This window comes from Phreatobacter cathodiphilus (assembly GCF_003008515.1).
GTDB lineage: Bacteria > Pseudomonadota > Alphaproteobacteria > Rhizobiales > Phreatobacteraceae > Phreatobacter > Phreatobacter cathodiphilus.
Genome location: NZ_CP027668.1, coordinates 2,106,505 through 2,131,065, shown reverse-complemented (window position 1 = coordinate 2,131,065; position 24,561 = coordinate 2,106,505). Strand labels below are relative to the sequence as shown.

Sequence of the window (24,561 nt, the reverse complement as noted above, 5' to 3'; positions counted from 1 at the left end):
ACCAGTTTGAAGGTGTTCCAGGGTAGGAGGCTGCTGCCAGGCTGTGGCAGCAGAGGAGAGGGGAACAAAAAAAGAACTTGAAGACCAGAACAAACCGTGTACGGTCGATTTCACAGGGGTTTCGGCCATCAGGCCTTGCCAGCACAGGGGAGCTACCGCCATGAGTCAGGCCGCACTGCGACTCGTCGAAGGTTCATCCATGGACAAGACCAAGGCGCTGGACGCCGCTCTCTCCCAGATCGAGCGCGCCTTCGGCAAGGGCTCCATCATGCGGCTCGGCAAGAACGAGAAGCTGATCGAGATCGAGGCGATCTCGACCGGCTCGCTCGGTCTCGACATCGCGCTGGGCATTGGCGGCATGCCGCGCGGCCGCGTGGTCGAGATCTACGGGCCGGAATCCTCGGGCAAGACGACGCTGGCGCTGCACACCATCGCGGAAGCGCAGAAGACCGGCGGGGTCTGCGCCTTCATCGACGCGGAGCACGCGCTCGACCCGGTCTATGCCCGCAAGCTCGGTGTCAATCTCGACGACCTCCTGATCTCGCAGCCGGACGCCGGCGAGCAGGCGCTGGAGATCTGCGACACGCTGGTGCGCTCGGGCGCCATCGACGTGGTGGTGGTCGATTCGGTGGCGGCGCTCACCCCCAGGGCCGAGCTCGAGGGCGAGATGGGCGACAATCAGCCGGGCATGCAGGCCCGCCTGATGAGCCAGGCGCTGCGCAAGCTCACCGCCTCCATCTCCAAGTCGAAGACCATGGTGATCTTCATCAACCAGATCCGCATGAAGATCGGCGTCATGTACGGCTCGCCGGAGGTGACCACCGGCGGCAACGCACTGAAGTTCTACGCCTCCATGCGCCTCGACATCCGCCGCATCGGTGCCATCAAGGACCGCGAGGAGGTGGTCGGCAACCAGACCCGCGTGAAGGTGGTGAAGAACAAGCTGGCCCCGCCCTTCAAGCAGGTCGAGTTCGACATCATGTACGGCGAGGGCGTGTCCAAGATGGGCGAACTCATCGACCTCGGGGTCAAGGCCGGCGTGGTGGAGAAGTCCGGCGCCTGGTTCTCCTACGACAGCCAGCGGGTCGGCCAGGGCCGCGAGAACGCCAAGACCTTCCTCAAGCAGAACCCGGACATGGCGGCCAAGATCGAGGCGGCGATCCGGCAGAACGCCGGACTCATCGCCGAGAAGATCCTCGGCGAGGTCGAGCCGGACGGCGACGCCGACAGCCCGGACTGAGCGCGCGGCGCCGGTCTCCCCCTCTCGCGAAGGCCGGGTCCGCCCGGCCTTTCGTGCGTTCCGGGGGGAAGGAACGGCCGGCCGGGGCGGCCGGCGGCCGAGAACGTCGCTGCCGGCCGGCGGGGCGCGGCCGGGGCGCGGGACCGGGGGCTCCGCATCCGCGGGGAGGCGGCGCCCGCCGAAACCGGTTCCATCGGCCAAAAAATGGTCTAGAACACCCGCCGATCCCATTTCAGGCCGTGCCCGTTCCGGGTCCGGCCGCAACCTCTCAAGTTCGGGCCATGACCGGCGTCAACCAGATCCGCAAGACCTTCCTCGACTTCTTCGCCAGGAACGGCCACGCCGTGGTGGAGAGTTCGCCGCTCGTGCCGCGCAACGATCCGACGCTGATGTTCGCCAATTCCGGCATGGTGCAGTTCAAGAACGTCTTCACCGGCGTCGAGAAGCGGCCCTATTCGACGGCGACGACGGCGCAGAAATGCGTGCGTGCCGGCGGCAAGCACAACGACCTCGACAATGTCGGCTACACCGCCCGCCACCACACCTTCTTCGAGATGCTCGGCAACTTCTCCTTCGGCGACTATTTCAAGGAACGGGCCATCGACCATGCCTGGACCCTGATCACGAAAGAGTACGAGCTGCCGGTGTCGCGCCTCCTCGTCACGGTCTTCTCCGAGGACCAGGAGGCCTACGACCTGTGGAAGAAGATCGCGGGCCTGCCGGATTCCAAAATCATCCGCATCCCGACCTCCGACAATTTCTGGCGCATGGGCGACACCGGCCCCTGCGGCCCCTGCTCGGAGATCTTCTACGACCACGGCGACAAGATCTGGGGCGGTCCGCCGGGCTCGGCCGAGCAGGACGGCGACCGCTTCATCGAAATCTGGAACCTCGTGTTCATGCAGTACGAGGAGCAGGCCGGCGGCATCCGCACCGACCTGCCGCGTCCCTCCATCGACACCGGCATGGGCCTCGAGCGCATCTCCGCCGTGCTCCAGGGCACCCACGACAACTACGAGATCGACCTGATGCGCGCCCTCATCGGCGCCTCGGCGGTGGAGACCGGCGTCGAGCCCGACGGGCCCAACAAGGTTTCGCACCGGGTCATCGCCGACCACCTGCGCGCCGCCTCCTTCCTCGTCGCCGACGGAGTCCTGCCCTCCAACGAGGGCCGCGGCTATGTCGTGCGCCGCATCATGCGCCGCGCCATGCGCCACGCCTCGCTGCTCGGCGCCAAGGAGCCGCTGATGCACAAGCTGGTGCCCACCCTGGTGCGCGAGATGGGCCAGGCCTATCCGGAGCTCGTCCGCGCCGAGGGCCTGATCGCCGAGACGCTGCGGCTCGAGGAGACGCGCTTCCGCAAGACGCTGGAGCGCGGCCTGTCCATCCTCGACGCCGAATCGGCGGGCTTGAACGAGGGCGCCACCTTCTCCGGCGAGACCGCCTTCACGCTCTACGACACCTACGGCTTCCCGCTCGACCTGACGCAGGACGCGCTGCGCCCGCGCGGCATCGCGGTGGACACGGCCGCCTTCGAATCGGCGATGCAGCTGCAGAAGCAGAAGGCGCGTGCCGCCTGGGCGGGCTCGGGCGAGGCCGCCACCGACACGGTTTGGTTCGCGGTGAAGGAAAAGACCGGCGCCACCGAATTCCTCGGCTACGACACCGAGACGGCCGAGGGCCAGGTGCTGGCGATCCTGAAGGATGGCGCGGAGGTCGCGGCGCTCGCGGCGGGCGAGACCGGCCTCGTCGTCGTCAACCAGACGCCGTTCTACGGCGAATCCGGCGGCCAGCAGGGCGACCGCGGCGTGATGAGCGGGGAGGGCGTCCGGGCCGCCGTCACCGACACGCAGAAGAAGCTCGGCGATCTCTTCGTCCATGCCGTCACGGTGTCGGAGGGGCGCCTCGCCGTCGGCCAGGCGGTGCAGCTCGACGTCGACCACGCCCGCCGCGCCGCCATCCGCGCCAACCATTCGGCCACCCATCTCCTGCACGAGGCGCTGCGCCAGGTGCTCGGCGACCACGTGGCGCAGAAGGGCTCGCTGGTGGCCCCCGACCGGCTGCGCTTCGACTTCTCGCACAACAAGCCGATCGGCGACGACGAACTCGCGAAGGTCGAGGACATCGCCAACCGGGTGCTGCTCGCCAATGCGCCGGTGGTCACGCGCCTGATGGGGCAGGAGGAGGCGATCGCCTCCGGCGCCCGCGCGCTGTTCGGCGAGAAGTACGGCGATGAGGTGCGCGTCGTCTCCATGGGCCCGGCGCCCGAGGGCTCGAAGGCCTCGGGCTGGTCGGTGGAGCTCTGCGGCGGCACCCATGTGGCGCGCACCGGTGACATCGGCCTCGTCACCGTGGTGGGCGAGGGGGCTGTCGCCGCCGGCGTGCGCCGGCTCGAGGCCATGACGGGCGATGCGGCGCGGCGGCACCTCGCCGAACAGGCGCGCAAGCTCGAAGCGGTGGCCGGCCTCGTGAAAACCTCGGTCGCCGACGTCGAGGCGCGGGTGGAGGCCCTGGTCGAGGACCGCCGCCGGCTGGAGCGCGAACTCGCCGAGGCCAAGAAGAAGCTCGCCATGGGCGGCGGTGCCGCGGGGGCCGATCCGGTGAAGACGGTGGGCAGCCTCAAGCTCCTGGCGCGCAGCGTCACCGGCATCGAGCTGCGCGACCTGAAGGGCCTCGCCGACGCCGGCAAGGCGCAGGTCGGCTCGGGCGTCGTCGCCATCGTCGGCGTGTCGGAGGACGGCAAGGCCGGCATCGTGGTCGGCGTCACCGCCGATCTCGCCGGCAAGGTCAATGCGGTCGACCTCGTGAAGATCGGCTCGGAAGCCCTCGGCGGCAAGGGCGGCGGCGGCCGGCCCGACATGGCCCAGGCCGGCGGCCCCGACGGCCACAAGGCCGATGCGGCGCTGGCCGCCATCGAGGCGGCGCTCGCCGCCGCCTGATGGCGCATCGGCCGGCGTTGACGCGCCGGCCCGCAGCGCTGCACGCTGGCGCCACCGGGCGACCGGGCTGCGAAGGGGCTGAGGCATGGCGGTGGCGGGGCTGCGGCGGCGGGTCTACGAACTGCTCGACAAGGGCCTCGCCGGCTCCTGGGTGGCCGATCTCGTGCACGGAGCGCTCATCGCGCTGGTCATCGTCAACGTGGCGGCGGTGGTGCTGGAATCCATGCCGGCGGTGGCAAACGCCTACGAGCGGCAGTTCCGCCTGCTCGAGATCGCCTCCGTCGCCGCCTTCACGCTGGAGTATGTCGCGCGGCTCTGGGTGGCGCCGGACCATCCGCCCTACCGGACCCTGACGCCGCTGCGCGCCCGCCTGCGCGCGGCGTTGTCCCCGGCGCTGGTCATCGACCTCCTGGCCATCGTGCCCTTCTACGTGGGCCTCCTCCTCGACATGGACCTGCGCTTCCTGCTGCTGCTCAGGCTGGTGCGCTTCTTCAAGCTGGCGCGCTATTCGCCGGGCTTCGCCAGCCTCGTCGACGCGCTGTGGAGCGAGCGGCGGGCGCTCGGCGCCTCGCTGCTCATCTTCCTCGGTGCCCTCGTCATCGTCGCCTCGGCCATGCGGCTCGCCGAGCAGGAGGCCCAGCCCGACAAGTTCGCCACCATCCCGGACGCGCTGTGGTGGGCGGTCATCACCCTGACCACGGTCGGCTATGGCGACGTCTATCCGGTCACCGGCGCCGGCAAGCTCATCGCCGGCGTCACCGCCGTGCTCGGCATCGTCATGCTGGCTCTGCCGGTCGGCATCATCGCCACCGCCTTCGCGCGTGAAATCCAGCGCCGCGACTTCGTCGTCACCTGGAGCATGGTCTCCGGCGTGCCGCTGTTCTCGGGGCTGGACGCGGCCTCGGTGGCGGAGGTGATGCGCGCCCTGACCAGCGCCACCTACGAGCCCGGCGCGCTGATCTGCCGGGCCGGACAGCCGGCGCGCGCGGTCTTCGTCATCGCCGAGGGCGAGGTCGAGGCGGAGGGCGCCGGCGGCCGCCGCACCCTCGGTGCGGGACAGTGCTTCGGCGAGGCGGCGGTGCTGCAGGGCCGTCCGATGGACGTGACGGTGAGGGCGACGAGCCGGGTCAAGGTCCTCGCCCTCGACGCCGACGAGCTGCACCACCTGCGGGAGACGCGCCCGGCCCTCGGCGTCGTCATCGCCGCGGTGGCGGAGACCTGGGAGAGCGGCGAGGCGCGCGACCCGGCGGCCGGGCGTCCTTGATCAGGGCCCGTGCCTCGGCCGGCGGCCCGTGCGAGGGTGAGCCATGACCGATCGCCACCCGACGACGACCTCCCATCCGCCGCCGGCCCTGCGCCGCCGCCTCGGCCTCGTGCTCCTGGTGCTCTACGGCGTCGGCATCACCGTGGGGGCCGGCATCTACGTGCTGATCGGCACGGTGGCGGGACACGCCGGCGTCCATGCGCCGCTCGCCTTCGCCCTCGCCGCCGTCGTCATGGCCTTCACCGTCGGCTCCTATGCGGAGCTGGCGACGCGCTACCCGGTGAGCGCGGGGGAGGCGGCCTACATGCGCGAGGCCTATGGTTCGCGCCTCGCCTCCACGGCGACCGGCCTCCTCACCGTCATCATCGGCATCGTCTCGGCGGCGGCCGTGGCGCTGGGCTCCGCCGGCTATCTCCACGCGCTGGTGCCGGCGCCACGGCCGGTGCTCGTCGTCGCGGTGGTGCTGGTTCTGGGGGCCGTGGCGGCCTGGGGCATCCTGCAGTCGGTGGTGGTGGCGAGCCTGTTCACCCTGGTGGAGGTCGGCGGCCTCGTCGTCATCGTCATGGCCGCCGCCGGCGGCGACCTGCCGTTCCTCTCCGCTCTCGCGACGCTGCCGCCGGCCGATCCGGCCGTGCTCTCCGGCATCGCCGCAGCGAGCCTGCTCGCCTTCTTCGCCTTCATCGGCTTCGAGGACCTCGCCAATATCGCCGAGGAGGCGAAAGACCCGCACCGCAACCTGCCGCTCGCCATGGCCCTGACGCTGGTGGTGGCGACGCTGCTCTACGTGCTGGTGGCGGCGGTGGCGGTCAGCGCCGTGGCGCCGGCCGAGCTCGCCGCCTCGGAGGCCCCGCTCAGTCTCGTCTTCCAGCGCCTCGCCGGCACCAGCCCCGCCACGATCGGCGTCATCGCCGTGGTGGCGACGCTCAACACCGTGCTGGCGCAGATGACCATGGTGTCGCGCGTCGTCTACGGGATGGCCCGGCTCGGCGACCTGCCGGCCGTGCTCGGCCGGGTCCATGGCGCCACGGGGACGCCACTGGCGGCGACGGGAGCGGTGGTGGCGGCGGTGATCGTCCTCGCCCTGTCGGTGACACTGGAGCGGCTGGCGGTGGCGACGTCGATGGCGACGCTGCTGGTCTTCGCCCTCGTCAACCTGGCGCTGATCCGGCTGAAGCGGCGCGGCACGACAAGCGCCGCGCGTCACGTCACCGTGCCGTTCTGGGTGCCGGTGGCGGGGCTCGCCACCTGCCTCGCCATGGCGGCCTTCGCCGCGCTGCCGTGAGCCTTCAGAAGATCTTCCGGTACTGGATGAAGCCGGATTTGCCGGCGATGCGATCGTAGAGGAGCATCGCATGGTGGTTGGTTTCGTGCGTCAGCCAGTGGACGCGGCCGGCGCCCTTCTCCTTGGCGATCTCATAGACCTTCTCGATGAGGGCGCGGCCGGCGCCGGTGCCGCGCACGGTCGGATCGACGAAGAGGTCCTGCAGATAGCAATAGTCCTCCACGGTCCAGCAGGAGCGGTGCAGGATGGCGTGGACGATGCCGACCATGCGCTCTCCGTCGAAGGCGCCGTAGGCCCACATGGGCTCCCTGGGGTCGTGGAAGCGGGACCAAGTGACGTCGGTGACGCCCGCGGGAATGTCGACCTCGTAGAAGGCCTGGTAGCCGCGCCAGAGCGGCTCCCACTGGGCGCGGTCGGCGGGGGTCAGTTCACGGGTCGTCACGGCCATGGGTCTCTCCTCGGGGCCGCCAGTGTGGCGCCGGGTTCGCCGCCGTCCAGAGCCGTTTTGTCATCGCCGCCATCACCGCGGCCGATCGGTCGGCAACGCAATGTTAAGGCCGGGGATGCGAGGGTGGCGGCGAGGAAAGGATTTCCGCCATGGTCGCCAGTCTAGGCGCGTCCGCCTGGGACACGATGCAGTCGTTCCGCACCAGCCGCAGCTACGGCGCGGCGCAGGGGATGGCGAACGCGTCCGCCATGGCGAGCCAGATCTTCGGCGCCGATCCTTCCACCAATGCCGCGCTCGCCGTCTTCGGCGTCGACACCGGCAATGCCGACAGTCTGTTCGCCACCACCAACGAGGGTCTCGAGGCCTCGATGACCATCGCCATGGCGCGGGCCGCCTGGGCCAAGGACACGCCGTCCAAGGCCGACGAGGTGACGGACAAGGCCCTCAACGGCGACGGGCTCGGCGAGATGTTCGACTTCTTCGCCTGAGGGGTGAGGGCGGGCCACCCCGGCCATGCCCGAACATGACGGCGGTCGTGGGCGGCGCTCCGGAGAGCCGGTCCGCGCGATGAGCGGGCTGGTCGGGGGGATCACAGCCCCTTTCGGCTGCCTTGCGGGTAAATGGTCTCGCCGCGTGCCAGCATGGCGACAAAGGCCTCGATCCTCCTCCGCCGACCCGCTTCGGTCTTCAGGCTGGCGAGCCGAAACAGCAGTGCGAAACGGTTCTGCGCGGTGAGGGTCTGGAACATGGCCCTCGCCTCGGGATCTGCGTCGATGGCGGCCTGGAAATCGCCGGGTACCTGCGCGTCGCGCACGCCATAGGCGCGATCCCACCGCCCGTCGGCCTTGGCGGCCGCGACATGCAGCAGGCCGTGTTCGGTCATGCGGCCTTCCGCAGTCAGCCGGGCGACATTGGCCACGTTGATCTTGCTCCAGACGCTCTTTCGCCCGCGCGGGGTGTAGCGCTGCAGGTAGCTCGTGGCGTCGAGCGACTTGCGGATGGCGTCGATCCAGCCCCAGCACAGGCAGATGTCGATGGCCTCGGCCGGCGTGATCGACTTCAGGCCCGATGAAACCTTGTGGAGCTTGATCCAGACCTCGGTCTCGCTCGCATGGTGGCGCGAGAGCCAGAGATTGAACGTCGCGGCGTCCTCGAATGCGTGAACCTTGTCCGGATCGACCTGCATGGGCGGCAAGGGGGGCTCCATCGGTCCGGCGCCCACCGGGGACGCTTCACGAAAAGGGCCGGCCAGCATGATGCCGGCCGGCCCGAAAGGATGTCAGCAGCAGGCGCTGGCGCCCGACCCGCTCGTCAGTTCCACTTGCCCATGGCGGCGGAGAGGTTCTCCGAAACCTTGTCGAGGAAGCCGGTGGTGGACAGCCACTTCTGGTCGGCGCCGATGAGGAGCGCGAGGTCCTTGGTCATGAAGCCGCTCTCGACCGTGTCGACGCAGACCTTCTCCAGCTCTTCCGCGAAGCGCTTGAGCTGGGCGTTGTCGTCCAGCTTGGCGCGATGGGCGAGACCGCGCGACCAGGCGAAGATGGAGGCGATCGAGTTGGTCGAGGTCTCCTTGCCCTTCTGGTGCTCACGGTAGTGGCGGGTGACGGTGCCGTGGGCGGCCTCGGCCTCCACGGTCTTGCCGTCGGGGGTCAGCAGCACCGAGGTCATCAGACCCAGCGAGCCGAAGCCCTGGGCGACGATGTCGGACTGCACGTCGCCGTCGTAGTTCTTGCACGCCCAGACGTAGCCGCCGGACCACTTCAGCGCCGAGGCGACCATGTCGTCGATCAGGCGGTGCTCGTAGTGGATCTTCTTCTTGTCGAACTCGGCCTTGAACTCGGCATCGAAGATCTGCTGGAAGATTTCCATGAAGCGGCCGTCATACTGCTTCAGGATGGTGTTCTTGGTCGACAGGTAGACCGGGTAGCTGCGCGCCAGACCGTAGTTGAAGGAGGCGCGGGCGAAGTCCTTGATCGATTCGTCGAGGTTGTACATCGCCATGGCGACGCCGGAGCCGGGGGCCTTGAAGACCTCGCGCTCGATGACCTTGCCGTCGTCGCCGACGAACTTGATCGACAGGGTGCCGGCGGTGGGGAACTTGAAGTCGGTGGCGCGGTACTGGTCGCCGAAGGCGTGACGGCCGACGACGATCGGCTGGGTCCAGCCGGGGACGAGGCGCGGCACGTTCTTGCAGATGATCGGCTCGCGGAAGATGACGCCGCCGAGGATGTTGCGGATGGTGCCGTTGGGGCTCTTCCACATCTCCTTCAGGCCGAACTCCTTCACGCGGCCCTCGTCGGGGGTGATGGTGGCGCACTTCACGCCGACGCCGTGCTTCTTGATGGCGTTGGCCGCGTCGATGGTGACCTGGTCGTTGGTGGCGTCGCGATGCTCGACGCCGAGGTCGTAATATTCGAGATTCACATCCAGATAGGGGTGGATGAGCTTCTTCTTGATGAGGTCCCAGATGATGCGGGTCATCTCGTCGCCGTCGAGTTCGACGACGGTTCCCGCGACCTTGATCTTCGACATGGTCGGCCTGCTTGAGAGCGCTGGAGCAGAGGGGACTCAGCCTCGGTGCACCGGACATGCGCTCTGTGAGCCCGGGCCCCCGCGACTGGCGCGCGCGTCTTAGCAGAGGAGCGGGCAGGGGGTAAGGGCGAAGAAGGTCGGAGACGCGCGCGGTCGGCGGAACGGGCCTGACGCTGCGGCATCGCCAAAGCGGAGATGGCATGGCATAGGATTCGGATCCCGAACCCCGAGGCCGCCATGGTTCCGCGTCGCCTGCTCCCGCGCCACCTGATCCTCGCCTCGGTCCTTCTCGCCGGCCTCGCGCCGCAGCCGGTCCTCGCGGCCTGGCAGGCCTGCCAGGGAACGACGGTGGCGCGGCCGGCGCCGCTGCCCGGCGGCGAGCCGGTGGCCGCTCCGCAGAACCGGCTGGGGTGCCGCCACGGCGTCTCGCTGAAGGTCGGCGACGCGACGCTCTGGCGCTGCCAGGTGGTGCCGGCCGATGACGGCGACCTGCCGGAGGGGACGCCGCCCTATGCCTTCCTGATCGACCGGCCGGGGCAGGAGCGCATCACCCTGCCGGACGACCTGATGGCCGGGCGTTTCACCGCCTTCGAGGTGACCACCGTGGACCTCGATGGCGACGGAAAGGCTGAACGGGTGCTCGCCGCCTGGAACGGGCAAGGGAACGGGCTCGGCGTCAACCGCTGGACGATCCGCGTCTTCGACCGCGACTGGACGCTGCTCGGCACCTTCGAGGACGTGTCGGACTGGGGAGATACGAGCCTCTTGCGCGCACCCCGCGGACGGCGCGGCTGCGACGTGGCCGTCACCACCGTCGTCGACAGCGTCAACCGGCGCGGCGTGCAGGGCATCTCGTTCCGCGCCCGCTTTCACCGGCTCGCCGGCGGGCGGATGGAGGTTGCAACCGACCGGCCGATGCGCCAGCGCCGCTACGACCGCGCCTTCGAGCGGCAGCGGACGGCGCATTTCCGCCGCGGCCAGGAGGAGCGGGGCGACCCCGGCGCCTGGCTCAAGCGGGCGCCGGAGGTGCCGGTGGTGACGGATTGAGAGGCGGGGTCTTCGGGCTGGGGGTCTTTCGGACCGTCCATCCGCCCCAAGCGCCCCCGCGGATGACAGCCCCCCGCAAAAGCCGCTGACCACGCGGCCCGCAATAGGCTATGTGCAGCCCCCCGCTCGGCGCCATTCCCCCGGCCGAGCCCCGACGGACGGCCGATGCAGACCTTCGCAGCCCTTCTCCTCGGCTACATCCTCTCGATCTTCTTCCGCTCGTTCCTCTCGGTGCTGGCGACGAAGATCATGGCCGACATGCAGATCGGCGCCACCGAGCTCGCGGCCATGAGCTCGGCCTGGTTCATCGTCTTCGCGCTGATGCAGTTTCCGGTGGGATGGGCGCTCGACGCGCGGGGACCGCGGCGCACCGTGCTGCCGCTGATGGCGGTGGGCGGCATCGGCGTCGCCCTGTTCCCCTTCGCTCCGAACGCGCTCGTCGGGGCGCTGGCCATGGGGCTGATCGGGGTCGGCTGCTCGCCGGTGTTCATGGGCGCGCTCTACGTCTTCGCCCGCATGCACGCGCCACACCGCTTCGGCTTCCTGGCCTCCCTCCTCCTCGGCTTCGGCTCCATCGGCAACCTCATCGGCACGACGCCGCTGGCGCTGGCGGCGGAAGCCTTCGGCTGGCGGCAGGCGATGTTGGGCCTCGCCGTCCTCTACGGGATCGCCTTCGTGCTGGCGGCGCTGTTCCTGAAGGACCCGCCGCAACTCGACAGGCAGGCCGGCGGCGGCATTCTCTCGGGGCTCGGGCAGATCGTGGCGAGCCGCGTCGTCTGGGCCTTCGTGCCCATCGTGCTGTTCAGCTACGCCATCACGGTGACGCTGCGGGGCCTGTGGGTGGCGCCCTATCTCGAGAAGGTCGTCGGCCTCGACGCGCTGGCGCAGGGCGACGTGGCGCTGATGATGGCGCTGGCCATGACGGTGAGCGCCTTCCTGTTCGGCTGGATCGAGAGCCGCTGGGGTTTCGCCAAGGCCATGGCCCTGTTCGGTAATCTCGTCATCGCCGGCATTCTCGCCGCGCTGGCGATCAGCGGCGTGCAGACGGCGTTCTGGGCCGGGCTCGCCTTCGTCGCCCTCGGCTTCTGCGGCTTCAGCTACACGATCCTGATGGCGCATATGCGCCCCTTCTTCCCCGACCATCTCGTCGGGCGCGGCATGACGCTGATGAACTTCCTCTTCATCGGCGGCGCGGCGCTGGTGCAGACCGGCTCCGGCTGGCTCATCGATCTCGGCCGCGCGCAGGGGCTCGGGGAGGCCGCCGCCTTCGCCCGCATGCACGGCGTGCTGGCGGCGGTGCTGCTGGCCGCGACGCTCGTCTATGCGCTGACGCCGGCCAGCCCGCGGCGGGCGGGGCCGTAGGGCGATCACTGCTTGATGCAGGCGACCTGCTGGACGGCGTCCTTGGCGGCCGCCACGATGTCGGTGGTCTCGCGCCGCTGCATGTCCACCGCCGCCACGCGGAACGTGATGCCGTGACGGCGCAGGAACAGCTCGGCCAGTTCCGACCGGATGGCGAAGTTGACGGACTGCGGAATGTCGCCCGTCGACTGGGCGACGCGGGTGGCGTTCAGCTTGCCGGTCACGATGCCGACGATCCGGCCGCTGCGGTCGAGGAGAGGCCCGCCGGAATTGCCCGGCTGGACGGCGGCGCTGATCTGGATGAACCGGCTGTCGCCGCCGATGCCGGCGAGAGCCGAGACATCCCCGCGCGTCATGTTGAGCCCGTTGGCGAGGATGTTCTGGAGCGGAAAGCCGAGAGCGATGATCTCCTCGCCGATCGAAGGCGACTTCGGCGCGAAGGACAGCGGTGAGCCGGGCACGACGGCGCCGACCTGGAGCAGGGCGATGTCGTTGGTGGTGTCGGCATCGATCAGCCGTGCCGGACCGAACACGCCCACCGAGATGGCAGAGCAGTCGCGGACCACATGGGCGTTGGTCAGAAAATGGCCTGAGGTGCTGACGAGAAAGCCCGTGCCGGTCGACAGGCCCTGGCGGATCGGCTCCGACGGTCCGCCGACGCCGGACGGTGCTCCGGCCGGAACCGGCGGCGGAGCCTGCGACACGGGGGGCAGGGGCTGGAGGTTCTGGCTCGGAGGCAGGGAGGCCTGACGGCTGCGCAGGCCGGAATAGTCGGCCTGCGATTCCGCGACGCTCATGCCGTCGGCCTGCGGGCGGAAGTCGCTCGACATGGCCGACACGACGGGACCGAGGACGGGCGTCAGCGCGGGATCGTAGCTGATGGCGAAGCCGCGCAGGGCGCCGCCGGTGTCGTGCATGCGGACATAGTAGTTTCTGCCGCCGCGCTCCTCGCCCGCGATGACGAACCAGTTGCCGCGGAACACCTTGTAATGGGCCGGCGGGCGGTTGCGCAGCGTCATGTCGTAGTGCTCGCCGAGGCTGCGCTCGGCGCGGGGGATTTCCATCGTGACGATGTCGATGTCGCCGGTCGGCGAGCGCAGCCGCGTGCCCCGCCGCACGCGCTCCGTGGTGGCGATCAGGCCCGAGGGCACTCCCACGACCGTGCCCGTGGCATCGTCGCGGACGGTCCGGTAGCCGACGCCGTCGCGAACCCGGGCCGCGTCGGCCAGCAGCCGGTCGAGTTCGTCCGGGCGCAGGAGGCCGGTCTCCGGCCGGCCGAGGCGGGCCTGATACTGGCGGATGGCGTTGATGGTGCGGGGCGAGATGTTGCCGTCGGCGATGGCCGGGAAGACGTTCACCCAGATCAGGCTGCGTTGCAGTCCGATCCGCGCCGGCAGATCGAGCGAGGCGTAGAAGCGGATCAGGTCCGCGTCGGCCGCGGCAGGGCTCGGGCCGAACCCGAGCAGAAGTCCCACCACGAGAACAATGGCCCTTGCCTGCCGGATCATGGCTCGCCCCGCCGTTCGCCCAGGGAATATTCCGGGCAACCACGGCCGAAGACAAGTCGAAAATACCGCGGTCGCAACCTCCGCGCGCTTCGCCTCATGCCGTCCTGATCCGCCCCGCCACCGCGCGGACCCGGCCAGGTCCCGCCATCCAGATGGCGGCGGCGGAGACGAGGCTCACCGCGATGCCGATCATGAAGGCGAGGCGGTAGCTGCCGGTGAGGTCGTGGATGAGGCCGGTGACATAGGGCCCGGCGGCGCCGCCGGAGAGGGCGACGAACATCACCGTTCCGAAGATCGTGCCGAAGTGACGGCCCTGGAAGATCTCGGCCACCACGGCGCCCATCACCGAGGTGAGGCCGTAGCCGAGGAAACCCTGGACCGCGACCATCGCGTAGACGAGCCAGAGGGCGGGGCTCTTCTCCATGGCGATGAGAGCGAGGAAGCAGAGGGCGAAGCCGCCCACCGCCATGGACCAGATCCATTCGCGACCGATGCGGTCGGAGAGGGCGCCGAGCGCGATGCCGCCGGGAATGCCGAGGAGGCTGACGAAGCCGAGGGCCCAGGCGGCCGCCGTCGAGCCGAAGCCGATCTCGACCAGATACTTGGTCTGGTGCACCTGCACCGCGTACCAGACGTAGAGCCCGCCGAAATAGCCGAGCGAGAGCCACCAGAAGCGCGCCGTGGCGAGGGCGCGGCCGAGCGTCCAGTCGGTGGCGGCCCAGGCCGCGTCGACGACGTTGGAGCGGGGCGGGGCGGCGTCGGGCAGCGGCGTCGCGTCGCCGTCGGGCTCGAGGCCCATGTCCTGGGGGCGCTTGCGCAGCAGCAGGTTGAGGGGGGCGAGGACGACGAGGATGAGCAGGCCCATCGCCAGGCTCGCCCGCCGCCAGCCGGAGCCGTCGATCATGGCCTGCACCCAGGGCAGCAGCGTCACCGAGCCGATGCCGACGCCCGCGAAGGCGATGCCGATGGCGAGGCCCCGGTTGCGGACGAACCAGTTGGGCAGGAACAGCGACTGGCCGGAATAGCCAAGGCAGACGGAGCCGGACCCGACGAGGACGCCGATGGTGAGATAGAGGTGCCAGGGCTGCGAGGTGAGGGGGGCGAGCAGCAGGCCGGCGCCCATCAGCACGACGCCGAGCTCCATGACGGTGCGCGGTCCGGTGCGGTCCATCAGCTTGCCCATGAGCGGCGAGAGCACGGCCGAGACGAGGAAGCCGAAGGAGAAGGCGCCGGCGGTGAGCCCGCGGTCCCAGCCGAACTCGTCGATGATCGGCGCATAGAGCAGGGAGAAGGAGGTGCGGGCGTTGACCCCGATGCCCATGGTGACGAAGGTCACCGCGACGATGACCCAGCCGTAATAGAGGGGCAGGCGCATGCTCTCGTTCCTCCCGCGCCGTCTTGCCGCGGCGCCGCGCCATCATGGCCCGCCGCGGCCGCGCGGCCAATTCCCTCGGACGTCATTTGCCGGTATAGGCGCCGCTCCCGCACCGCAGCCGAAGACGCGATGACCTCCTCCCCGCCCGCCGCGCCGCCCGAAGGCAGCCCCGTCGTCGTCCTGGTCGAGCCGCAGATGGCCGAGAACATCGGCACGACGGCGCGGGCCATGGCGAACTTCGGCCTGTCGCGGCTGCGCCTCGTGGCGCCGCGCGACGGCTGGCCCAATGCGCGGGCCTATCCGGCGGCCTCGGGGGCGAACCGGATCCTCGACGAGGCGGAACTGTTCGGCTCGCTCGAGGAGGCGATCGCCGACCTGACCTATACCTTCGCCGCCACGGCGCGCGGGCACGATCAGGTGAAGCCGGTGCTCGGGCCCCGCGAGGCGGTGGCCGGCCTCGTGGAGCGGACCGGCGCGGGGGAGGCGGTCGGCGTCGTCTTCGGGCGCGAGCGGAACGGGTTGCTCGCCGGCGAGGTGGCGCTCGCCAACGCCATCCTGACCTATCCGGTCAACCCCGCCTTCTCCTCGTTGAACCTCGCCCAGGCCGTGCTGGTGCTCGGCTACGAGTGGTTCTCGCAGGCTCACGGCGCCGTGCTGCCGCATCGTGGCGAGGAGCGCTCCGAGCCCGCCACCAAGGCCCAGATGCTCGCCTTCTTCGCCTCGCTGGAGAAGGCGCTGGACCGGGTCGAGTTCTTCCGCCCGCCGGAGAAGCGCGAGGGCATGGTCATCAACCTGCGCAACATCTTCCAGCGCATGCAGCCGACCCAGCAGGACGTGGCGACGCTGCACGGGGTCGTCACGGCACTTGGCGACGGGGCCAAGGGCCCGGCGCGCGGCGCCACCCTGACGCCGGACGGCGCGGAGGCACTGCGCAACTTCCTCGCCGATTCGACCAAGGGGCTCACCGGCGGCACCGCGCCGATCCGCGGCATTTCCCGCCTCATCCGCCGCAATCCGACGGAGGCGGAAAAGGCGCTGTGGGAGGTGCTGGTGAAGGACCGGCGCTTCGCCGGCCGCGGCTTCAAACGGGCGGTGCCGATCGGCCCGCACGTGGCCGACCTCGTCTCGTTCGACCTGCGCGTCGTCATCGACTTCGAACCGCACACGCAGGGGGACGACGCCGCCGAGCGGCGGGCGGAGAAGCGGGCCTGGCTCGCCGAGCGCGGTTACCGCGTGATCGTCATGGAGGCGCGGGTCGTGGAGGCGGATCCGGCGGCGGCGCTGGACCGGCTCGAGATGCTGCTGGCGGAGCGTCGGGACGGCGGTTAGCGGTCTATTCATCCTGATCGCCGACAGAGCGCGTCTGCCCCCCTCCCGCGGCCCGCGCAACCCGTTTTCGACCATCCTGTTTACGGAACGTCAGGGGGGAAGGTGGCAGTTTACCGTCGAGAGACGGAGTTTGGCCCATGCCGCATCGAGACAGCGTCACGCCGGCCGGCGGACGGCGCCCCCATCGCGCCCTGGGGCGGCTCGTGTCGCGGTTTCGCCGCGCCTGTGGGGGCGGCGTGGCCATTCTCTTCGCCCTGTCGCTGCCGCCCCTGCTCGGCGTGGTGGGCTCGGCGGTAGACTATACCTACGCCTCGCGCGCCAAGGCCAAGCTCGACTCGGTGGCCGACATCGCCGCACTGGTCGGGGTGAAGGTGTCGGCCACCATGCCGACGGCGACGGTGGCCAAGGCCAATGCCACGGCGAGCTTCAACGGCAACAACACGCCGATGCCGCGGGTGACGCTGAACAAGGTCGACATCGCGGTGACCGACAACGGCCTCGTCCGCACCGCCACGGTCACCTATACGGCGACCGTCGAGAACGCCTTCATGGGCCTCTTCGGCTTCAACACCATGCAGATCGGCGGCTCGGCCAAAGCCTCGTCCACCCTGCCGACCTATATCGACTTCTACCTGCTGCTCGACAATTCACCGTCCATGGGCATCGGCGCCACGCCCGCCGACGTCGCCACCATGGTGGCGAACACCTCCGACCAGTGCGGCTTCGCCTGCCACGACCTGTCGAACCCCTCGAACAACTACTACAAGCTGGCCAAGAAGCTGAACGTCACCATGCGCATCGACGTGGTGCGCCAGGCCACCCAGCAGCTGATGGACACGGCCCAGCAGACCCAGACGTCCAACGGCCAGTTTCGCGCCGCCATCTACACCTACGGAGAGTCCTGCACCGTCACCGGCATGACCGAGATCGCCGCGCTGACGACGAGCCTGTCCTCGGCCAAGGGCAAGGCCAATTCCATCGACCTGATGACGATCCCCTACCAGAACTACAACAACGACCAGTGCACCGACAACACGGCCAACCTGTCAGCCATCAACAAGGTCATCGCGACGCCCGGGGACGGAACCTCGGCCGCGGCGCCGCAGAAGGTGCTGATGCTGGTGGCGGACGGGGTGACGGATGCCAACTATCCCTCGACATGCACGCAGCCGACGGCGTCCGGCGGGCGCTGCCAGGAGCCGCTGAACCCAGCCATGTGCGAGACGATCAAGGCGCGGGGCATCCGCATCGCCGTGCTCTACACCACCTACCTGCCGCTGCCGACCAACTCCTGGTACAACAAGTGGATCTCGCCCTTCCAGTCGACCATCGGCACGCGCATGCAGAGCTGCGCCTCGCCGGGCCTCTATTTCGAGGTGAGCCCCACCCAGGGCATCTCCGAGGCGATGACCGCGCTGTTCCAGAAGGCCGTGTCCACCGCCCGTCTGACGCAGTGACCGGGGGTCAGGCGCGGATCGCCACCGTCATGCCGGTCATGACCACGACCATGCCGAGCACTTCGGTGAGGGAGGGCCATTCGCCGATGAGCAGGGCGCTGGCGATGGCGGTGATGGCCGGGACGATGGGCAGGAACAGGGTGGCGCGGGCAGCTCCGAGCACCTGGTTGGCGGTGGCATAGAGGAACACCGAGCCGACACCGACCAAAAGGCCCTGGTAGAGCGCCTGCAGCGCCAGCGGAGCGATGCCCACGGCGGCGATCTTGACCGGCGCCAGCAGGGCGAGGACCGGCAGGAGCGTCAGCGACAGGATCGAGAGCGTGATGGTCAGGTCGAAGGCATCGGCGCCCCAGCGCTTGGCGAGGATGGCGAAGACCGACCACATGGCCGCCGCGGTGACGAAGAGGAGGTCGCCGCGCCAGGCCTCGCCCTGGCCGATCTCCAGAACGGCCCGCCACGAGAAGAGCCCGATGCCGGCCACGATGAGGGCGAGGCCGAGGATGCGGGCGGGGGGCGTGCGCTCCTTCAGCCAGGCATAGGAGAGGATGGCGGTGAAGACCGGGATCAATCCCGGGCCGATCACCGCCGTGTGCAGGGCGGGGGCGAAGGTGGAGCCGCCGACCAGCACCGTGGCGAAGGGGGCGCCGCCGAGGAGGGTGAGGGCGAGCGAGCGCCGCCAGCCGAGCCGTCCCACGGGAAAGGGTTTCAGCCGCCGCAGCGCGAAGGGCATCAGCACCAGGGCGGCGGTGAGGAAGCGCAGGATGGTGACGTCGACCGGGCCGAGGCCGTCGGCGGCCGACTGCCGCGACACCACCGCCTGGACGCCCCAGATCAACGCCGCGCCGGCGCCACAGGCGAAGCCGAACAGGGCGCCGCGCCCCCCGGCGGGGGGTGAGGAAACGGGCGGGGCGGCCGCCTGGTCAGCGTGAGCCATGGGAGCTTCGTCGCGGATGCGCCGTGGCGCGGCAGGCTGAGATGCCCGCTCGCGAGCCGCCCGACAAGCGGCGCGGGCGCAGGGCAGCGGCGCGCCGGGTCGTGCGGCCCACCGCCGGACGGGGGATGTTGACCGCCCTCGCCGGCGGCATAGGCTCGTGCGTCCGGGCGGCGGGCCGCCCGCTCGCGGAGCGGCAAGCCATGGACATGCAGGCCGGCGACGACCAATCGATCCCCGCTTCCGCTCCGGCGGAGGACCTGGACGTGCTGGTGGTCGGCGCCGGCATGTCCGGCATCGGGGCCGCCTGGCACCTGACGAAACGGCTGCCCGGCACGCGCTTCCTCGTGCTGGAGGCGCAGGGCGGGTTCGGCGGCACCTGGCGCACGCACCGCTTCCCCGGCATCCGGTCGGACAGCGACCTGCATACCTTCGGCTACAGCTTCAAGCCCTGGACCGGGCCGCCTATCGCCACGGCGGCGGAGATCAAGACCTATCTGGGCGACATCATCGCGGAGAACGGCCTCGACGCCCATATCCGCTACGGTCACAAGGTCCTGTCCGCCGACTGGTCCGGCGCCGAGGCGCGCTGGACGGTGACGGTCAGGCGGGAGAAGACCGGCGAGGTATTCGTCGTCAGGGCCCGCTTCCTGTGGATGTGCCAGGGCTATTACCGCCACGAGCAGGGCTATACGCCGGACTGGCCGGGCCTGGCGGAGTTCGCAGGTCCGGTGGTCCACCCGCAGACCTGGCCGGAGGACCTCGACACCAGGGATAAGCGGGTGGTGGTGATCGGCTCGGGCGCGACCGCCGCGACGCTGGTGCCGGCACTGGCCGGCCGCGCGGCCCACGTCACCATGCTGCAGCGGTCCCCGACCTTCTTCCGCACCGGGCGCAACGCCATCGAGCTCGCCGAGACGCTGCGCCAACTCCAGGTCGACGAGACGTGGATCCACGAGATCGTCCGCCGCAAGATCCTGTTCGACCAGGATGCCTTCACCCGACAGACCTACGAGAACCCGGAGCGGGTGAAGGCGGAGCTGATCGGCGCCGTGAAGGCGGTTCTCGGTCCGGACTACGACGTCGACACCCATTTCACGCCGCGCTACCGGCCGTGGCGGCAGCGCATCGCCTTCGTGCCGGATGCCGACCTGTTCCACGCCATCCGCCGCGGCGAGGCCTCGGTGGTGACCGGGGAGATCGAGCGGTTCACGGCCGGCGGCATCAGGCTCGCCTCGGGCGAGGAGATCGCCGCCGACGTCGTCGTCACCGCCACCGGCTTCACCCTCAGCGTCATGGGCGACATCCCGTTCAGCCGCGACGGCGTGCCCATCGACTTCGCCGAGACCATCACCTGGCGCGGCATGATGTTCACCGGCGTGCCGAACCTTGCCTGGGTCTTCGGCTATTTCCGGGCGAGCTGGACGCTGCGCACCGATCTCGTCGCCGACGTCGTCTGCCGCCTCCTGCCGCACATGGCGGCGAAGGGCGCGCGGGCGGTGGAGCCGGTGCTGCCTGAGGAGGCGAAGGGGCTCGATGCCGGCCCATGGACCGACCCTGAGGACTTCAACCCCGGCTACCTCCTGCGTGACCTCGACCGCCTGCCGAAGACGGGGCCGGGCGAGGCCTGGCGCCACAGCCAGGACTACTGGCGCGACAAGGACGTGTTTCCGTCGCTCGACCTGGATGATGCGGCGTTGAGGTACGGGTGAGGGGGGAGACGACAAAGGCCGCCGGACGATGCCCGGCGGCCCTTGAAAAGGCACGAAGGCGAGGGGGCGTCAGCCCGCCTGGACCTGCGCGATGGCGGTGGCCATGAGCTCGTCCATGGTGCGGCGGATCTGGTGGTCCGACTGACCGGCATTGGCGGCGTCGAGGTCGGCCTTCACCTTGCGGAACACGTCGTCGTCGCCGGCCTCCTCGAAGTCGGACATGACCACGGACTTGGCATAGGCCTCGGCCTCGGCGCCGGTCTTGCCGATCTTCTCGGCGACCCAGAGCCCGAGGAGCTTGTTGCGACGGGCCGTCGCCTTGAAGCGCAGTTCCTCGTCATGGGCGAATTTCTTCTCGAAACCTTCCTGACGCTTGTCGAAGGTGCTCATCCGCTTGGTCCTCGGCCTTGGGTCCGTGAGTGCATTGGCGGATCGCAAGACCCGCCGGGAAGGGGTATCGCCCCGTCGGGCTTGCATATAGGCGCGCCATCCCCACCTTGGCGAGAGCAAAGGCGTCGCACCACGCGTTTTCATGCAGGGGCTTTCCGGCCCGCCACACCGCAGTCTCGGCCAGTTTCGACCGAGTTCATTGTGCATCGGCGAACGATCGGATAGGAAGACCCTGCGGGCAAAGGCGTCGGCGCGCCCGATTCTGGCGGGTGCGCGCAAACGCCCAATGTTCCGTCGCCGGAGACCGGCAGACCGGAAACCTGGTGAGAGATGGACTTCCTCAAGACACGGTATATCCCCATGAGCCGCCGTCGCCGCATCTATGAAGGCAAGGCCAAGGTTCTCTATGAAGGCCCCGAGCCGGGAACCCTCATCCAGCACTTCAAGGACGACGCGACCGCCTTCAATGCCAAGAAGCATGAGGTGATCGACGGCAAGGGCGTGCTCAACAACCGGATCTCCGAGTACATCTTCTCGAAGCTGAACGACATCGGCGTGCCGACCCATTTCATCCGCCGGATGAACATGCGCGAGCAGCTCATCCGCGAGGTCGAGATCATCCCGCTCGAGGTGGTGGTGCGCAACGTCGCCGCCGGCTCGCTGTCGACGCGCCTCGGCATCGACGAGGGTACGCAACTGCCGCGCTCGATCATCGAGTTCTACTATAAGAACGATGCGCTGAACGATCCGCTGGTGTCGGAGGAGCACATCACCGCCTTCGGCTGGGCGACGCCGCAGGAGATCGACGACATCATCGCGCTCGCCATCCGCGTCAACGACTTCCTCTCCGGCCTCTTCCTCGGTGCCGGCATCCGCCTCATCGACTTCAAGATGGAATGCGGCCGGCTGTGGGAGAACGACGTGATGCGCATCGTCGTGGCCGACGAGATCTCCCCCGATTCCTGCCGGCTCTGGGACATCAAGTCGAATGACAAGATGGACAAGGACCGCTTCCGCAAGGATCTCGGCGGCCTGATCGAGGCCTATACGGAGGTGGCCCGCCGCCTCGGCGTGATGGGCGAGAACGAGCGCGCGACCGGTCCCGTCCTGGTGCAGTGACTTCTGCGCCATGCGCTCGTCCACGCGCAGGCCGATCCCAGACGCGCCGGCGGAGGCCGCCGGCGATACGTTCCAGCTGCTCCGCGCCGGCTTCCTCGCCGTCTTCGCCACCGTCGTCCTCGCCTCCTGCGCCTATGTGCCGGTGGCGGTGGAGGGCGTGGCGACGCGGCCGGACATCGCAGCGCGCGACGCGGAAAACCCTTGGATCTTCGTGCCGGCGGGCGCCTGGATCACCCGCGACACGGTCACGCCGGTCTCCGTCGGAGCCTGCCCAACGCCGGCCTGCCCCGAGCGGGTGGCGATCGCCGTCGTGGAGGCGAGGGGCCCGGAAGCCCGCACCCTCGCCAGGACCCTGCGCCAGCCCGGCCCTCTCGTGACGCGGCTCGCGGAGGGCAACCGCCGCCGCATCGCCCTGGTGACCGCCGCCCAGCGCAACGTTCCCGCCGCCGTCGCCGCCCGGCGCATTCCGCATCGGGTGGCGAGCCGCAGCCGGCCGTTCCAGCATCGCGCCTTCACCGGCTTCCGGCTGGAGATGCGGCGCGAGACCGGCCCCGCCCGCACCGCCCATGCCGCCGTGCTCGGGCGCCGGCAGGGCGACACGGTGAAGGTGGTCGTGGTGATCGGCGAAACCGCGGCCCAGGCCGAGGCGACCGCCAGGACCGTCGCCGACGCCAATCTGTGAGGCGAGCCCGCGCGGGCGCCGCCAAGCGGAAATGGAGCCCGGCTAGTCAGGCGCATCCGTCTCATCCGCGAGGACTCTCCCGATGATCCGCCTGTTCGCCCTGGCCCTGGCCCTGATCCTCTCTCCGGTTCCGCCCGCTCCGGCGTCCGCCCAGGGGGCGGCCGTATCGATCGAGGGGTGGGATCGGCAGGTGGCCGACACCGGAACCGTCTATTTCCGCTGCCGCGCCGCCACCTGCGCCGCCCAGTCCACGGTTAGCTACCGGTCGCAATCGGTGACCCGGATGCCGCCGGTGGCGGAGTTCCGCCGCCGCCAGGAGGAGACGAACCGCCGCATGGTCGAGACGAGCAACGGACGGCTGAGCCGCGTCGAGACGATCGACGTAGCGGAGGCGGACCAGGCCGGAGCGAAGACGCTCACCGCGGTGAAGCTGCTGGTGGCGTCCGCCGGCGCCAACCAGTATCTGGCGACGAGCCTCGTCCTGCAGGGCGGTCGCGCCTTCTCCATCGTCTCGACGGCGCCGAGCGAGGCCGCAGCCCGCGCCAACCTCACCACCTTCATTCCGGTCGTGCTGCTGCAGGGGGGCCTCACCCCGACGCCGGCGCCCGCCGGCCGCAGCCTCTGAGGGCATTTCGTGGCGGCGGGCGGCAATCCTCCATTGATTGCGGCGGCGGGGCGGTCTAGACGGACGCCATTCCCGCCCATGCCTCGAAGGAGCGCCCGATGAAGGCCCGCGTCACCGTCACGCTGAAGACCGGCGTTCTCGACCCGCAGGGCAAGGCGATCGAGGGGGCGCTGAAGAGCCTCGGCGTCGACGGCATCGGTTCGGTCCGCCAGGGCAAGGTCTTCGACCTCGAGATCGCCGACATGGACAAGGCCGCCGCCGAAGCGGCCATCAAGGCGGCCTGCGAGAAGCTGCTGGCCAACACGGTGGTCGAGAACTACCGCATCGAACTCGTCTGAGCGGGGACACGCCCATGAAGGCCGCCGTCATCGTCTTTCCCGGCTCCAACCGCGAGCGCGACATCGCCTACGCCCTGGAACTGACCTCGGGCGTGAAGCCGGCCCTCGTCTGGCACGGCGACAGCGCGCTGCCGGCCGGCACCGACCTCGTGGTGCTGCCGGGCGGCTTCTCCTACGGCGACTACCTGCGCTGCGGCGCCATCGCGGCGCGCGCCACGATCATGGACGCGGTGAGGGCCCACGCCGCCCGCGGCGGCCTGGTTCTCGGCGTCTGCAACGGCTTCCAGATCCTCTGCGAGGCGGGCCTGCTGCCGGGCGTGCTGATGCGCAATTCGCAGCTCAAGTTCATCGCCCGCAACGTCCATCTGAAGGTCGAGCGCTCCGACACGCCCTTCACCCGCCGCTACAATGCGGGGGCGGTCATCGAGGTGCCGGTGGCGCACGGCGAGGGCAATTTCATCGCCGACGCCGAGACGCTGAAGCGCATCGAGGACGAGGGCCGCGTGGTGTTCCGCTATTGCGACGCGAGCGGCGCCGTGGTGCCGCAGGCCAACGTCAACGGCGCGACCAATGCCATTGCCGGCATCGTCTCGGAGAACCGGCGGGTGCTCGGCATGATGCCGCACCCGGAGAACCACGTGGACCCCGCCATCGGCTCCACCGACGGCCGCGGCCTGTTCGAGAGCCTCGCGGAGGCGCTCCAGACGGCGTGAGGGCACGTCGCCGTCGCCTGAGCGCGCGGCCCTGCATCGGGCAAGTGCGTCCTTCGGGGCTCGCCCCCGGGCGATGCCGAGGCATCGCCGGGGCTCGCACCTCAGGATGAGGCGCGTGGCGACCGGCACCAGCGTCTGATCCGCGCCGGCCGTTTCGCTTCATTCACCCGCCGTGCAGCTTCCAACCTTCCTCATCCTGAGGTGCGAGGTCCCGGCGATGCGCCAGCATCGTCCGGCAGCGAGCCTCGAAGGACGCACTTCGGTCATG

The 24,561-nt window shown here is 69.8% G+C and carries 22 protein-coding genes; 15 read left to right on the top strand and 7 right to left on the bottom strand.

Annotated elements, in window-relative coordinates:
* The first annotated feature begins 160 nt into the window (after positions 1-160).
* The 4 genes from recA (at position 161) to C6569_RS10430 (ending at position 6,725) form a co-directional block, all read left to right on the top strand.
* Entirely contained in the window at positions 161-1,240 is a 1,080-nt protein-coding gene (gene recA, locus C6569_RS10445) for a recombinase RecA (RefSeq protein WP_106748789.1), read from the top strand.
* A 281-nt stretch (positions 1,241-1,521) separates the two neighbouring features.
* The gene (alaS, locus tag C6569_RS10440) at positions 1,522-4,179 is read left to right on the top strand and encodes an alanine--tRNA ligase (RefSeq protein WP_106748788.1); all 2,658 of its coding nucleotides are present in this window, start codon (positions 1,522-1,524) and stop codon (positions 4,177-4,179) included.
* Positions 4,180-4,264: 85 nt separating this feature from the next.
* Positions 4,265-5,443: a cyclic nucleotide-gated ion channel gene (locus tag C6569_RS10435; protein ID WP_106748787.1), complete on the top strand. Its 1,179-nt coding sequence runs from the start codon at positions 4,265-4,267 to the stop codon at positions 5,441-5,443.
* A gap of 43 nt (positions 5,444-5,486) precedes the next feature.
* Positions 5,487-6,725: an APC family permease gene (locus C6569_RS10430; protein WP_106748786.1), complete on the top strand. Its 1,239-nt coding sequence runs from the start codon at positions 5,487-5,489 to the stop codon at positions 6,723-6,725.
* Positions 6,726-6,729: 4 nt separating this feature from the next.
* On the opposite strand, the gene C6569_RS10425 is transcribed toward C6569_RS10430, so the two are convergent.
* Positions 6,730-7,173, bottom strand: a complete 444-nt coding sequence (locus tag C6569_RS10425) for a GNAT family N-acetyltransferase (protein WP_106748785.1) — start codon at positions 7,171-7,173, stop codon at positions 6,730-6,732.
* A gap of 149 nt (positions 7,174-7,322) precedes the next feature.
* Here C6569_RS10425 and C6569_RS10420 point away from each other — a divergent pair, with 149 nt between their 5' ends.
* Positions 7,323-7,661, top strand: a complete 339-nt coding sequence (locus tag C6569_RS10420; protein WP_106748784.1) for a hypothetical protein — start codon at positions 7,323-7,325, stop codon at positions 7,659-7,661.
* Between the two features lie 101 nt (positions 7,662-7,762).
* On the opposite strand, the gene C6569_RS10415 is transcribed toward C6569_RS10420, so the two are convergent.
* On the bottom strand, positions 7,763-8,368 hold the full coding sequence (locus tag C6569_RS10415) for a YdeI/OmpD-associated family protein (protein WP_106748783.1): 606 nt from the start codon (positions 8,366-8,368) through the stop codon (positions 7,763-7,765).
* Between the two features lie 116 nt (positions 8,369-8,484).
* Positions 8,485-9,705 (bottom strand): NADP-dependent isocitrate dehydrogenase, encoded by a 1,221-nt coding sequence (locus C6569_RS10410; protein WP_106748782.1) that lies wholly within the window; start codon positions 9,703-9,705, stop codon positions 8,485-8,487.
* A 237-nt stretch (positions 9,706-9,942) separates the two neighbouring features.
* Between C6569_RS10410 and C6569_RS10405 the strand changes: the two genes are divergently transcribed.
* Together C6569_RS10405 and C6569_RS10400 are read left to right on the top strand one after the other, a co-directional pair.
* Positions 9,943-10,752 carry a hypothetical protein gene (locus C6569_RS10405; RefSeq protein ID WP_106748781.1) on the top strand — a complete coding sequence of 270 codons (810 nt, stop codon included), beginning with the start codon at positions 9,943-9,945 and terminating at the stop codon, positions 10,750-10,752.
* Positions 10,753-10,917: 165 nt separating this feature from the next.
* A complete protein-coding gene (locus C6569_RS10400) occupies positions 10,918-12,114 on the top strand; it encodes an MFS transporter (RefSeq protein ID WP_106748780.1) in 1,197 nt (398 codons plus the stop codon).
* 5 nt (positions 12,115-12,119) lie between these two features.
* On the opposite strand, the gene C6569_RS10395 is transcribed toward C6569_RS10400, so the two are convergent.
* Together C6569_RS10395 and C6569_RS10390 are read right to left on the bottom strand one after the other, a co-directional pair.
* Complete coding sequence (locus tag C6569_RS10395) at positions 12,120-13,622, bottom strand: serine protease (RefSeq protein WP_106748779.1); 1,503 nt, start codon at positions 13,620-13,622, stop codon at positions 12,120-12,122.
* Between the two features lie 94 nt (positions 13,623-13,716).
* Positions 13,717-14,997 (bottom strand): MFS transporter, encoded by a 1,281-nt coding sequence (locus C6569_RS10390; RefSeq protein ID WP_106748778.1) that lies wholly within the window; start codon positions 14,995-14,997, stop codon positions 13,717-13,719.
* A gap of 129 nt (positions 14,998-15,126) precedes the next feature.
* On the opposite strand from C6569_RS10390, the gene C6569_RS10385 reads away from it, so the two are divergent.
* A complete protein-coding gene (locus C6569_RS10385; RefSeq protein ID WP_106748777.1) occupies positions 15,127-16,326 on the top strand; it encodes a TrmH family RNA methyltransferase in 1,200 nt (399 codons plus the stop codon).
* 137 nt (positions 16,327-16,463) lie between these two features.
* On the top strand, positions 16,464-17,783 hold the full coding sequence (locus C6569_RS10380) for a TadE/TadG family type IV pilus assembly protein (protein WP_106748776.1): 1,320 nt from the start codon (positions 16,464-16,466) through the stop codon (positions 17,781-17,783).
* A gap of 7 nt (positions 17,784-17,790) precedes the next feature.
* Here the strand turns inward: C6569_RS10380 and C6569_RS10375 are convergent, their stop codons facing one another.
* Positions 17,791-18,717, bottom strand: a complete 927-nt coding sequence (locus C6569_RS10375) for a DMT family transporter (protein ID WP_106748775.1) — start codon at positions 18,715-18,717, stop codon at positions 17,791-17,793.
* 206 nt (positions 18,718-18,923) lie between these two features.
* Between C6569_RS10375 and C6569_RS10370 the strand changes: the two genes are divergently transcribed.
* The gene (locus C6569_RS10370) at positions 18,924-20,426 is read left to right on the top strand and encodes a flavin-containing monooxygenase (RefSeq protein WP_425440714.1); all 1,503 of its coding nucleotides are present in this window, start codon (positions 18,924-18,926) and stop codon (positions 20,424-20,426) included.
* 69 nt (positions 20,427-20,495) lie between these two features.
* Here C6569_RS10370 and C6569_RS10365 read toward each other — a convergent pair whose 3' ends face one another.
* Positions 20,496-20,816, bottom strand: coding sequence for a DUF1476 domain-containing protein (locus C6569_RS10365; protein ID WP_106748773.1), 321 nt, complete (start codon positions 20,814-20,816; stop codon positions 20,496-20,498).
* A 330-nt stretch (positions 20,817-21,146) separates the two neighbouring features.
* Between C6569_RS10365 and purC the strand changes: the two genes are divergently transcribed.
* The 5 genes from purC to purQ all read left to right on the top strand — a co-directional run bounded on the left by purC (position 21,147) and on the right by purQ (position 24,293).
* Positions 21,147-21,935: a phosphoribosylaminoimidazolesuccinocarboxamide synthase gene (purC, locus tag C6569_RS10360; protein ID WP_106748772.1), complete on the top strand. Its 789-nt coding sequence runs from the start codon at positions 21,147-21,149 to the stop codon at positions 21,933-21,935.
* A 10-nt stretch (positions 21,936-21,945) separates the two neighbouring features.
* Positions 21,946-22,617, top strand: coding sequence for a hypothetical protein (locus tag C6569_RS10355; protein WP_106748771.1), 672 nt, complete (start codon positions 21,946-21,948; stop codon positions 22,615-22,617).
* Positions 22,618-22,699: 82 nt separating this feature from the next.
* The gene (locus tag C6569_RS10350) at positions 22,700-23,242 is read left to right on the top strand and encodes a hypothetical protein (protein ID WP_106748770.1); all 543 of its coding nucleotides are present in this window, start codon (positions 22,700-22,702) and stop codon (positions 23,240-23,242) included.
* Between the two features lie 98 nt (positions 23,243-23,340).
* The gene (gene purS / locus C6569_RS10345) at positions 23,341-23,580 is read left to right on the top strand and encodes a phosphoribosylformylglycinamidine synthase subunit PurS (RefSeq protein WP_106748769.1); all 240 of its coding nucleotides are present in this window, start codon (positions 23,341-23,343) and stop codon (positions 23,578-23,580) included.
* Between the two features lie 14 nt (positions 23,581-23,594).
* On the top strand, positions 23,595-24,293 hold the full coding sequence (purQ, locus tag C6569_RS10340) for a phosphoribosylformylglycinamidine synthase subunit PurQ (RefSeq protein ID WP_106748768.1): 699 nt from the start codon (positions 23,595-23,597) through the stop codon (positions 24,291-24,293).
* The last annotated feature ends 268 nt before the right edge of the window (positions 24,294-24,561 follow it).